General features: G+C 71.5%; 2 pseudogenes. Both read right to left on the reverse strand.

Annotation, left to right across the window (positions count from 1 at the left end):
* Positions 1–55: 55 nt before the first annotated feature.
* A pseudogene (locus tag ACFOSH_RS43610) lies at positions 56–6,010 on the reverse strand (SDR family NAD(P)-dependent oxidoreductase); the annotation flags it as partial.
* A pseudogene (locus ACFOSH_RS43615) lies at positions 6,010–12,621 on the reverse strand (type I polyketide synthase); the annotation flags it as partial. The pseudogenes ACFOSH_RS43610 and ACFOSH_RS43615, both read right to left, overlap by 1 nt.
* Positions 12,622–12,625 lie beyond the last annotated feature (4 nt).

Genomic DNA, 12,625 nt, shown 5'->3' on the forward strand with positions numbered 1-12,625 from the left:
GACGTACTCCCCGAGCCGCCCGGCGTGCGACTGAATGTTCCCGCCGTTCCCGTGGTCAGCTGTGAAGTACGCGTGCCCCCTTCAGGTCCTTGATCCACGTCGACACCGTTGCGGCGGTGTCGGCAGCGTGCGTGGTCATCATCGTGAAGTGGTCACCTGCGACCTCGACGTTCTCGTGCGGCAACGGCCAGTTCGCCCGCCAGCCGGACGAACGGTGCGCTTCCCGCAGCGGGTCGCTCGGCCGGATGAACAACGTCGGTGCGCTCAGCGCGTTCGGCGTCCAGTCCGCGAACAGGCGGAAGTACCAGCCCATCGCCGTGAGCCGGTCCTGGCCGACGGCGGCGGCGCTGTCCGGGCCTTCTAGCATGTCGTGCAGGAGCTCGGGCAGGATGGCGTTGATCTCGTCCGATCCCGGCAGGTAGGTGTCGAGCAGGACGACACCCGCCGCCGGTGAGCCCTCGCGTTCCAGATGCTCGGCGACCAGGTGCGTCAGCCAGCCTCCCGACGAGTGTCCGATCAGGACGGAGCCACCGGCTTTCCCGCGCACAGCGGCGGCGGTGCCCGCCACGAGCGCTTCGAGGGAGTCGGGAAGTTCTTCTCCCTGCTGAAAACCCGGAAGTGCGAGGGCCGACACGGACACGGCCGGACCGAGGGCGTCGGCGAGGCGGTAGTAGTCCTGCACTCCTGACCTGGCCCCGAGAGGCGGCAGGCAAACGACCTGTGGCGCTCCGCCGGACTTCACCAGCTCCGTCGGCTCCACCGGAGGCCGGTCCGCGCCGAACATCGAGCGCACGCTCCCCGCGGTCCCGATCAGCTGCAGCGCCTCGGCCGCCCTGCCCGCGCGGACGACCTGCCCGACGAGCGCCGCAAGAGTCGTGTCGTGAGCCCCCGCGTTCCCTCCGATCTTGCTCATCAGGTGGCTTGCCAGCGCCTCGACGTTCGGGTGGTCGAAGGCCACCGTCGCCGGGAACCGGAAGCCGGTCGCGCGGTTCAGCCGGTTGCGCAGGTCCACCGACACCATCGAGTCGAAACCCAGCTCCCGGAACGAGACCGTGCCGGTGATCTCGCTCGCGTCGGCGTGCCCGAGCACCGAGGCGGCGAGGCCGCGCACGAGGTCGGTGACGGCGACCCTCCGCTGCTCACCGGACAGGGCAGTGAGCCGGCGGAGTTCGTCGGACCCCTCGGGCTCGGCCGTCACCACCGAGGGTCGCGGCCGGGCACTGGTGAGGGCTCTGAACAGCGGAACGTCGGCGGGCAAGGCGGTCACGTCCAGGGACACCGGGGCGAGCACGGCACCGCCGTCCGCGATGGCGGCGTCCAGGAGGTCCATGCCCTCGTCGTTGCCGAGCGGGCAGATTCCGGCGCGGGCGAGTCGTGTCCGGTCGGTCCCGGCGAGCTTGGTGGTCATCTCGCTCTGCTCCGCCCACAGGCCCCAGGCCAAGGACTGGGCGGGGAGGCCCAGGCTTTGGCGGTGGGTCGCCAGTGCGTTCAGGAACGCGTTGGCCGCCGCGTAGTTGCCCTGCCCTGGCGCGCCGACCAGAGCCGAGACCGAGGAGAACATCACGAACGCCGACAGGTCGTGGGCCTTCGTGATGTCGTGGAGGTTCCGCGCTCCATCTACTTTGGACTTGAGAACCCGCCGCACGTGGTCTTCGCTCATCGCGTCGATCGTGCTGTCCGCTGTCACACCCGCGAGGTGGAACACACCGCGCAACGGCTGGTCCGACGGCAGTGCTTCGATTAGGCCGGCCAGGGCGACGGCGTCCGACACGTCACACCTCACGAACGTTACCTTGGCTCCCAGCGCCTCGAGTTCCTCTCGCAGTCCCGCGGCGCCGGTGCCGCGGCGACTCGCCAGCACCAGAGAACGGACTCCGTGCGTCGCGACCAGGTGCCTGGCGAGCACGCCGCCGAGGGCACCGGTGCCGCCGGTGATGAGGAAGGTACCGCTCGGATCGACCTCGTTCGGCGGCGCCGGGGGTGTCGTCGCCAGCCTGGGCACCAGCAGCCGGCCGGCGCGCAGGGTCACCTCGGGCTCGGCGGTCGTGGCGGCGAACCGCAGCGCCCGGACGACTCCAGTGCCGTCGTCGAGGTCGAGAAGCGTGATGCGGCCGGGGTTCTCGGTCTGCGCACTGCGCAGCAGACCGCGCGCCGCCGCCGCTGCCAGGTCGCGCGCCGGCCCGTCCGCCGCGACGGCGCCCTTTGTCACGACCAGCAGGCGCGCGCTCGGGTCCTCGGTGGTGTTCAGCCATTGCCGGACCGCGTGCAACGTGTCCACCGTGCAGGCACCGGGATCGGCACCGCCCTCGACGCACAGCAGGTGAACCGCCGGTCCCCTGCCGGCCGATCCGGCCTCCGCCAGGTGCGGCGCCAGGCCGAAAGGATCGGCAGCAGGCGGGTACCAGGTGCAAGAGGTCATCGGCAGTTCGTCTTGAACGCCCATCCACCGGAGGCGGTACAGCGATGTGGCGGCACGCGATGCGGTACGGGTGAGGTCGTGCGGTCGCGGCACCAGCGAGCCGACACCGAGCACGGGATCGCCTTCGTCGTCGGCCACGGTGATCGAAAGCCGGTCGTCGTGCCACGCGACGTGCACGCGCAGGCTGGTCGCGCCCGACTGGTGCAACCGCACGTCGGACCAGGCGAACGGCAGGAGCGGCTCGCTGACGGCGATCGGGCCCCTCGCCAGGAGTCCGGGGTGGAACACGGCATCGAGCAACGCGGGATGAAGGCCGTAGCCCGAGGTGACGAGGCGTTCGGGCGGGGTGATCTCGAGGTAGAGGTCCCGGCCCCGGAACCAGGCGGCGGTGACACCTCGGAACGTCGGTCCGTAGTCGAAGCCCACCGCCCGTGCGTCCTCGGTGTAGAGGCCGGCCAGGTCGAGCTCCTGGGTATCCGGCGGTGGCCATTGCGCTGCGGCGAACGCGAACCGGTCCGACGCGGGACCTTCGGGAAGCCGGGACATCGTGCCGGTGGTGTGGCACACCCAGGGTTCGTGGTCGGTGAACCTCGCGAGCACGGACAGGCCTCTCCGGCCGTCCGCGCTCGCGGGTTCGAGCCGCAGCCGCATGGCGGCAGGACGGTCCAGCGCCAGGGGAACGTGGTGGACCAGCTCCTGCACGAACGGGAAGCCGGTCACCCGGCCCACGTGCAGCGCCAGCTCGACGAAGGTCGTGCCGGGGACGACGGTGCGGTTCGCGACGCGGTGATCGTCGATCCAGGACTGGTCGTCCGGCGACCAGCGCCCCGCGAACACCGTGACGCCTTCTTCACCGGTCTCCAGCCGCGCGAACAGGAGCGGGTGGTCGCCGGGCTCCAGCCCTACCGCCGACGACGAGCTCGCTGCCTTCGGGGCGTCGAGCCAGTACCGACGCCGCTGGAAGGCGTAGGTCGGGAGGTCCACGGTCCGCGCCGGGTCACCGGAGAACCAGGAGCGCCAGTCGACAGGGGTGCCGTGCGCGAACAGCCGCGCCACCGCGGAGAGCAGTTCCTCCGGCTCCGGGCGGCGGGCACGCATCGCCGCCACCGCCTGTTGTCCGTCCTCCACCGCGGCAGCGACGAGTGAGGTGAGCGTTCCGTCCGGGCCGATCTCCAGGACCTGCCCGGCCCCCGTGCCCAGCATCTCCTCGACGCACCGTCCGAACTGGACAGTGGCACGGATGTGCCCGGCCCAGTAGGACGGCTCGGTGAGTCGTCCGGCGTCCCCGCCTGTGATCACCGGGATCTGAGGCGAGTGGAAGACCACCTCGCGGATATCGTCCTGGAAGCCGGCCAGCACCGAGTCCATCGACGGCGAGTGGAAGGCGTGGCTCACGCGCAGTCGCCGGACCCGCGCCCCCGACTCCACCAGCGCTCCCACCTCGCCGACTGGTCCCGACACGACCACGGACGAAGGTCCGTTGACCGCCGCGATGGTCAGCGACGTGCCGGTCAGCAGTTCTTCCACCTCTGCGACGGAAGCCTTGATCGACGCCATGGCGCCACCGGGCGCGCGGTTCATCCACCAGCCCCTCGCACCCACCACCCGGCACGCGTCGGGCAGCGACCACACGCCTGCCACGTAGGCCGCCGTCACCTCGCCCAGCGAGTGGCCCATCACGTGGTCGGGCCTGATGCCCCAGGAGTCGAGCAGGCGTACCAGCGCCACCTGGAACGCGAACAACCCGGCCTGAGCGTGCGGCGTGCGGTCCAAAGTGGATGCGTCATCACCCCAGACCACGTCCCTCAGTCCCGGTGTCCCGCCCAACTCGGCCATCAGGGCGCACACCTCGCCGAACGCCTCGGCGAACACCGGGAACGCCTCGGCCAGTTCGCGGCCCATGCTCAGCCGTTGCGATCCCTGGCCGCTGAAGACGAACCCGAGACCGGGCTTGGTCGTTCCGGCCGGGACCACGTCGACGGAGCCCGCCACCAGCGCTTCCAGCCCGCGCAACGCTTCGTCGGCCTCCGCTGCCGGCACCACCGAACGGCAGCCGAGCGTAGCCCGCGTGTCGAGCAACGACCGGCCCACCTCCGCGACCGACCAGTCGCGCTGGAGGGCGAGCGCGCCCAGGAGCCGACCAGCCTGAGCGCGAACGGCCTGCGGTGAAGTTCCCGAGATGATCCACGGGACGAGCGCGGTGCCGGGGACCTGGGACGCTGTCGTGGTGTCGGCTTCAGGAGCCTGCTCGACGATGACGTGCGCGTTGGTTCCACCGACGCCGAACGAGGAGACCCCGGCCCGGCGCGGGTGCCCGGTGTGCGGCCACGGTACGGTCCGATCCGCGACCCGCACGGCCCCGGCCTCCCAGTCCACCTCGGGCGTCGGTTCGTCCACGTGCAGCGACGCGGGTACGACACCGTGCCGGATGGCCATGACCATCTTGATCACGCCCGCCACGCCGGCCGCCGCCTGGGTGTGCCCGATGTTGGACTTCACCGACCCGAGCAGCACCGGCTCGTCACGGCCCTGCCCGTAGGTGGCCAGCAGTGCCTGGGCCTCGATGGGATCTCCCAAGCGCGTACCGGTGCCGTGCGCCTCGACCACGTCGACCGTGTCGCCGGGCACGGTGGCGTCCGCCCACGCCGACCGGATCACCCGCTCCTGCGCGGGTCCGCTCGGAGCGGTGAGCCCGTTGGACGCCCCGTCCTGGTTGACGGCGCTGCCTCGCAGCACTCCCCAGATGTGGCGCCCCTGCTCCTGGGCCTGCGAAAGGCGTTGCAGCACCAGTAACGCGGCGCCTTCCGACCAGCCCGTGCCGTCCGCAGCCTTCGCGAACGACTTGCACCGGCCGTCCGCGGACAGCGCTCCCTGCCGGGAGAACTCGACGAAGATCGCGGGCGTCGACATCACGGTCACCCCGCCCGCCAGTGCGAGATCGCATTCCCCCGACCGCAGTGATCGCATGGCCCAGTGCATCGCCACCAACGAGGAGGAACAAGCTGTGTCGACGGTCACCGACGGGCCGTGCAGACCGAACGTGTAGGAGATCCGTCCGCACACGACACTGTGCGCGCTGCCGCTGCCGAGATAGCCCTCCAGCTCTCCGCCGTCGGCTCCGCTCGCGAGGTACCGCGCGCCGTAGTCGCTGTGCCCGACGCCCGTGAAGACGCCGGTGTTCGACCCCCGCAACGAGTGCGGATCGATGCCCGTCCGTTCCAGGGCCTCCCACGCCACCTCCAGCATCAACCGCTGCTGCGGGTCGGTCGCCAGCGCTTCCCTCGGCGAGATCCCGAACAACTCCGGGTCGAACGACGCCGAGTCGTGGAGGAAGCCACCTCCTCTGGAGGAGGTGCGGGACGTGTCCCAGCCGCGGTCGTCCGGGAAGTCCGAGATCGCGTCACGGCCAGCGGAGACCAGTTCCCACAGGTCCTCCGGTGAGGTCACTCCCCCGGGATACCGGCAGCCGACGCCCACGATCGCGATGGGCTCGTGCTGCCGGCCCTCGGCTTCCCGCAACCGGGCGCGGGTCTCGAACAGTTCGGCGGTCACGCGGCGCAGGTACGCGCCGAGCTTCTGGTCCTCGGGCATCAGAGTTCCTCGTCGATCAGCTGGAACAGCTCCTCGTCGCTCACCGCGGTGATGCGGTCCTCGACGGTCGCGGGGTGAGGTGCGCTCAGGGCGGTCGCGGTGTCGTCCTCCGCGGCCAGCTTCGTGCGCAGGTGGGTGGCCAGGGCCAGTGGTGTCGGATGGTCGTAGACCAGCGTCGCGGGCAGCCGGAGACCGGTGGCGGCGGCGATCCTGTTCCGCACCTCCACCGCGGCGAGCGAGTCGCAGCCCAGCGCCCGGAACGACGAGTTCTGGTCGATGGCGCCGGAGCTCGTGTGGCCGAGCACGAACGCGACGTGTGTGCGGACCAGTTGCACCAGTTCGTTCTGCTGGCGCGCCTTGGTCATCGACGCCAGCCTCCGCACGACGGGCCCGGCAGCCGGAGGTTCCGGCGGGCGTGGTGCGCTCGCCGGTCGGCTGAAGCGTGCGGCCACCAGTGCCGGGACGGGGTGCAGCAGCGCGTCATCCAGAACGGCCAGGGCGTCCGCGGTGCTCAGCGGGAGCAGGCTGGTGTCGCGGTTCAGGCGGGCGAGGTCGGTGGCGGTCAGGTGACCGGTCATCCCGCTCTCCTCGGCCCAGTAGCCCCAGGCCAGGGAGGTCGCCGGGAGGCCCTCGGCACGGCGGCGCAGTGCGAGCGCGTCCAGCACCGAGTTCGCCGCGGCGTAGCCCGCCTGCCCGGCCGTGCCGAGCACACCGGCGACCGAGGAGTAGAGCACGAAGGCGGACAGGCCGAGGTACCGGGTGAGGACGTGGAGGTTCCACGCGGCTTCGGCTTTGGGCCGCATGACCGCGGCGACCTGCTCGCGGGTGAGGTTGCCGATCGACGCGTCGTCGAGGACTCCGGCCGTGTGGAGCACGGCCTTCAGCGGGCGGTCGGCGGGGATGGCGTCGAGCACGGCCGCCAAGGCGTCGGCGTCCGCGGCGTCGCAGGCGACGGTCGACGTGGTGCAGCCGAGCTCCGCGAGTTCCGCCTCGAACTCGTGCGCGCCCAGCGCGGTGGGTCCGCTGCGGCTGAGGAGGACCAGGTGCCGAACTCCGTGCCTGGTGGCCAGGTGACGCGCGGCGATCCTGCCCAGGGTGCCGGTACCGCCGGTGATCAGCACCGCACCGTCCAGGTCCACTGTGGACTCGGCGGTGTGGAGCGGCACGGGGACCAGTCGCGGCACGAACACGGTTCCGCCGCGCACCGCGAACCTCTCCTCGCCGGAGTCGATCGCACGGGGGAGGACGGAGGACGGCCGCTCGTCGAGGTCGACCAGCACGAGGCGGCCGGGGTGCTCCGCCTGGGCCGACTTCACCAGGCCCCACACAGCCGCGGCGTCGAGGTCCGGGGCGGCGTCGGCGGGTCCGGTCATGACGGCCGACCTGGTGGTCAGCACGAGCCTCGTCGCCGCGAGGTGGTCGTCGGCGAGGAAATCCTGCACCAGGACCAGCACGTCGTGGACGTCACCGTCCATGGCGACCACCTTCGTCAGGTGCCCTGCGGCGACGAGACCCGGGTCCTCGGCCGGGATCCACCGGAGCTCGTGTCGGCAGTCGTCGGCAGCGGCCAGCCGGGCGAGCGCGGCGCGCCCGATCGGGCGGAAGGAGATCGAGCCGGCGGTCAGGACCAACTCGCCGTTCGCACCGAGCACGGTGACGCGGGCGCGGTCGTCTCCGAGGAGCGCGAGGTCGGCCCGGACGACGCGATGTCCGGTGGAGTGCAACGAGACCTGCTCCCACGAGTGCGGCAGGTTCAGCTCGCCGCCGCGGGTGAGCAGCCCGTCCGGGACCAGTCCTGACGCGTGGAGGACGGCATCCAGCAGTGCCGGGTGGATGCCGAACGCGCCGGCGTCCCCCGGTAGTGCGACCTCGGCGTGCAGGTCGTCGCCCTCCCGCCACAACGCCTGGACTCCCCGGAACGCGGGGCCGTAGGCGAACCCGGCGGCGGCCAGGCGTTCGTAGGCGTGATCGAGCGGAACCGCCGCGCCGGGTGGGGGTGGTGTGCCGACCGGTGTGGCCGGGCCCGCGCTCAGGACCCCCGAGGCGTGCAGTGTCCACGCCCGCCCGGACCGGGTGTGGACGGTCAGCTCGCGGCGGCCGTCGTCACCGGGCTTCGCGACGAGGACCCTGAGTTCGTGAACGTCGCTCTCTCGCAGCACGAGTGGCGCGAGCACGACCAGTTCGTCCACTTGGGACGCGCCCGCGCGGCGTCCGGCGTGCAGGGCGAGGTCAAGGTACGCGGTTCCCGGCAGCACCGGGACGCCTGCGACGGCGTGGTCGGCCAGCCAGGGGAAGTCCTCCAGACCGATGCGGCCGGTGAAGCACACACCACCGTCCGGCAGTTCCACGACGGCACCGAGCATCGGATGCGTGGCCGGTTCCTGTCCCAGTCTCCCGTGGTCGGCGTTCGCCGAGCCCGGACGCTTCCAGTACCTCCGCCGGTCGAAGGCGTAGGTGGGCAGCGGGACGAAACGCCCCGCCGGCCCGACCGTGTGCCAGTCGGGCGTTTTGCCGCTGACGTGCAGTGCGGCGAGATTCCTCGCCAGCTCGACCTCGTCGTCGGAGTTCCTGCGCAGGGTCCCGACGATCCGGGCGTCTCCCGTCTCCTCGACGGACTCGGTGAGCGCGGCTGCCAGCACGGGGTGCGGGCTGCACTCCAGGAAGAGTCCGAAGCCGTTGTCGGCCAGGGCACGTGTCGCCTGGAGGAAGTTCACCGGCTGGCGCAGGCTCTGGTACCAGTACTCCCCGTCGAGCTGTCCCGTGTCGATCGCGGCGCCCTTCATCGCCGAGTAGAACTCGATGCCGCTGTCCTGCGGCTCGACGTCCGCGAGCAGCGACCGGATCTCGTCCTCCAGCGCGTCCACGTGAGCTGAGTGGGAGGCGTAGTCGACGGGGATCCGGCGTGCGTGGACGCCGCGGTGGTCACAGTCGGCCATGAGCCGGTCGATCTCGCCGATGTTCCCCGAGACGACGACCGCGGAGGGTCCGTTGACCGCCGCGATGCTGAGCGACGTCCGCGCCAGCAGCGTCTCGACGACTTCGATCGGCGCAGTGATCTGCGCCATCGTCCCGGTACCGGCGAGGGAGGCCAGAGCGCGGGCACGCAGCGCCACGACCTTGACGGCGTCGCGCAGGCTCAGCGCTCCTGAGACGTACGCCGCCGCGATCTCGCCCTGGGAGTGGCCGACCACGGCGTCCGGCTGGATGCCGTGGTGACGCCACACCGCCGCGAGGCCGGTCATCACCGCGAACAGCGCCGGTTGGACGACGTCGGCGCGCTCGAACTCGGCGGGTGGCTGCTCGAGGACCTCCACCAGCGACCAGTCCACGAACGACGCGAGCTCGGCGGAGCACGCGTGGACGTGCCGACGGAACACGTGCGAGGCGCTTCCCGTGCCGTTCAGCAGCCCGCGGGCCATGCCCCGGTACTGCGACCCCTGTCCGGGGAAGACGAACGCCGTCTTGGGCTCGCTACCGGTGACCACACCCCGGACCAGTCCCGGGTGCTCGTGACCGCCGGTCAACGCGGCGAGTGCCTCGGTGATCTGGCCGAGGTCCTGTCCCACGACGACAGCGCGGTGCTCGTGATGCGCACGCCCTAGCGCCAACGTGTGCGCGATGTCCGCCGGGTCATGGTTCACCCGATCCAGCAACCGGGAAGCCTGTGCCCGCAAAGCTTCCTGGCTTCGGGCGGACAGGGGCCACGCCAGTACGTGGTCAGGTGCGGGCTGGTGGTCGTCCGGTGGAGGTGGTGCCGCTTCCAGGATCACGTGCGCGTTCGTGCCGGAGATCCCGAACCCGGACACTGCGGCACGCCGCGCCCGGCCCACCACCGGCCACGGCCTCGCCTCGGTGAGCAGCGACACCGTTCCGGAAGACCAGTCCACGTGCGGTGTGGGGTCGTCGATGTGCAGGCTGGCGGGGAGAACACCCTTGCTCATCGCGAGGACCATCTTGATCACACCGGCGACCCCGGCCGCGGCCTGGGTGTGACCGATGACGGACTTGAGCGAGCCCAGGTGCAGCGGCTGGCCGGGAAGCCTCGCGCTGCCGTAGGTGGCGAGCAGTGCTCGCGCCTCGACGGGATCGCCGATCTTCGTTCCGGTGCCGTGCGCTTCCACGGCGTCGACGTCCGCCGCGGTGAGACGTGCGTCGGCCAGCGCCCTGGTGACGACACGTTCCTGGGCCGGGCCACTCGGTGCGGTCAGCCCGTTGCTGGCCCCGTCGGAGTTGACGGCCGAGCCGCGCACCAGGGCGAGCACCGGATGTCCGTGGCGGCGTGCGTCCGACAGACGTTCCAGCACCAGCATCCCGGCGCCCTCGGCGAACGCGGTGCCGTCGGCGGAGGCGGAGAACGGCTTGCAGCGGCCGTCCGGGGCGAGCCCGCGCTGATGGGAGAAGTCGATGAAGATCTTCGGAGCGGACATGATCGTCGCTCCCCCGGCCAGCGCGAGGTCGGACTCGCCACTGCGCAGCGCCCTGCATGCCTGGTGCAGTGCGACCAGGGACGAGGAACACGCGGTGTCGATGGTCAGCGCCGGACCTTCGAGTCCGAGGATGTGGGCGATGCGGCCGGAGGCGACGCTCAGGTAGTTGCCGGTGCCGACGTAGCCGCCGAGTTCGTCGTTGTCCGCCCACGCGTTCGAGGCGTAGTCGCCCTCCATCATGCCCACGTAGACGCCGGTGGTGCTGCCGCGCAGGCTCGTCGGGTCGATGCTCGCCCGTTCCAGCGCCTCCCAGCTCAGTTCGAGCAGGATCCGCTGCTGGGGATCCATGGCGAGCGCCTCCTTCGGCGAAATCCCGAAGAAGGACGCGTCGAACGAACCGATGTCGCCGAGGAAACCGCCGGTCCGCACGTAGGACTTCAGCGTGTGGAGGTTCCAGCCCCGGTCACGAGGGAAGTCCGACATGACGTCCCGTCCGGCGGCCATGAGGTCCCACAACGCTTCGGGCGTGTCGACGCCGCCCGGCAGGCGCAGGGACATCGCCACGACCGCGACCGGGTCGTCCGACGTCTTCGGCAGCCAGAGGTGCTCGCGTTCGAACGGGTACGTCGGGAGGTCACCGAGCCGTGGGAGAACGGGCTCCAGCTCCTCCGTGCCCGGCACGCCCTGGACAACGTTGTCCGCGCGCCTGTTGTGCGCCAACGCCTCCAGGCCCGCGCGGAAGCCCGCCAGGTCGTCGGCCAGCACGACCGCCTGATGTGGCAGCGCCGCTCGGCCCGTGGCAAGCGTCCACGCCACGGCGCGGACGTCGAGATCCGGCCGTTCGTCCACATAGGTCACGAGTTGCGCGGCTCTGGCGCGCAGGGCCGCCGCCGTCCTCGCGGACACGGTCCATGGCACCCGCCCGGCCGGCCTGGTCCCGGACGGCGGTGAGGGCGAGGCCTGCTCGACGATCAGGTGCGCGTTGGTGCCGCTGATGCCGAACGAGGACACCCCCGCACGCCGGGGGCGGCCGAGTTCCGGCCAGGCGATCTGCTCCGCCAGCACCGACACGATGGACCCGTCGACCTCCGAACAGGGCGCCTCGACGTGCAGCGTCTTCGGCATGATCCCAGCACGCAACGCCATGACGGCCTTGATCACGCCACCCACTCCGGCCGCGGCCTGCGCGTGCCCGACGTTGGACTTCAGCGACCCGATCCGCAGCGGCTGCGCGCGGTCGTGGCCGTACACGGCCTTCAGCGCCTGTGCCTCGGTGAGGTCCCCGATCGCGGTGCCCGTGCCGTGCGCCTCGACCATGTCCACATCGGACGGAACGAGGCCGGCCAGCTGGAGCGCCCGGCGCACCACCTGCTCTTGTGCGGCACCGTTGGGAACGGTCAGGCGTTCGCTCGCGCCGTCGTGCGACAACGCCGACGAGCGGATCACTGCCAGCACGGGGTCGCCGTCGCGCTGGGCGTCCACGAGCCGCCGCAGCACGAGGACTCCGACGCCCTCCGCCCACACCGTGCCGTCGGCGTGGGCCGAGAACGGCTTGCAGCGACCGTCCAGGGCCAGCGCACCGAGCTTGCCGAACTCGGCGAACACACCGGGGTCGCCGATCACGGCGGCTCCGGCCGCCAGAGCGGTCGAGCACTCTCCTGCGCGCAGTGCCTGACAGGCCAGGTGAAGTGCCACCAGCGACGACGACTGCGCGGTGTCGACCGTAAGCGCGGGACCTCGCAGTCCGTAGAAGAAGGACAGCCGACCGGACGCGACGGCCGGGGAGGTACCCGTCCACCGGTGCCCGCTCCCCCGCTCCGCCGGGTCGTCCAGCGCGGGTCCGTAGTCCTGTGCGGCGGCGCCCACGAACACTCCGCAGTCGGAACCGCGCAGTGCCGACGCGTCGATCCCGGCCCTTTCCCAGGCCTCCCAGCTGGTTTCGAGCAGCAACCGCTGCTGCGGGTCCATCGCCAGCGCCTCGCGAGGGCTGATCGAGAAGAAGTCCGCGTCGAAGTCACCGGCGCCGCGGAGGAACCCGCCCACGCCCGGAGCGCGGCTCCAGCCGCGGTCCGCGGGAGGCTCGCCGATCGCGTCCACCCCGGTGGAGACCAGGTCCCACAGGTCCTCGGGGGACGCGACGCCGCCGGGGTAGCGGCAGGCCATGCCCAGGATCGCGATCGGCTCGGCG

It is taken from the genome of Amycolatopsis speibonae, from assembly GCF_042647925.1.
Lineage (GTDB): Bacteria > Actinomycetota > Actinomycetes > Mycobacteriales > Pseudonocardiaceae > Amycolatopsis > Amycolatopsis speibonae.